Source organism: Bacillus sp. SIMBA_074 (assembly GCF_046534555.1).
In the GTDB taxonomy this organism is placed as follows: domain Bacteria; phylum Bacillota; class Bacilli; order Bacillales; family Bacillaceae_G; genus Bacillus_A; species Bacillus_A mycoides.
This window is the reverse complement of sequence record NZ_JAWRYM010000803.1, coordinates 1-257: the sequence shown is the minus strand read 5'-3', so window position 1 is coordinate 257 and position 257 is coordinate 1. Positions and strand designations below refer to the sequence as shown.

At 58.8% G+C, this 257-nt stretch carries 1 protein-coding gene; it reads right to left on the bottom strand.

Annotated elements, in window-relative coordinates:
• The coding region (locus SB773_RS32975) for a hypothetical protein (RefSeq protein ID WP_410594632.1) at positions 1-187 on the bottom strand (187 nt) is incomplete at its 3' end.
• Between the last annotated feature and the right edge of the window lie 70 nt (positions 188-257).

Below are 257 nucleotides of genomic sequence, written 5' to 3'. Positions count from 1 at the left end.
CGAGGAGCTTCTCGAGTGCGGCGTACACGGTCGCGACACCTGGCCGTTGCCCCGTGAGCGTCGAGACTTCCTCGACGAGTGCGTATCCGTGGAGTGTGCGACCGGTGAGAGCAGTGAGAAGCGTGAACTGCAACGGTGACGGTGTCTTCATGACATCAACCCTAAAGAGTGGGCATATTCTGATCAACGAGAATATACCCACTCTCAGGAGGTCCTCAGTTGCATCCCGACGAGACCCACACGGCCAACCGCTGAGC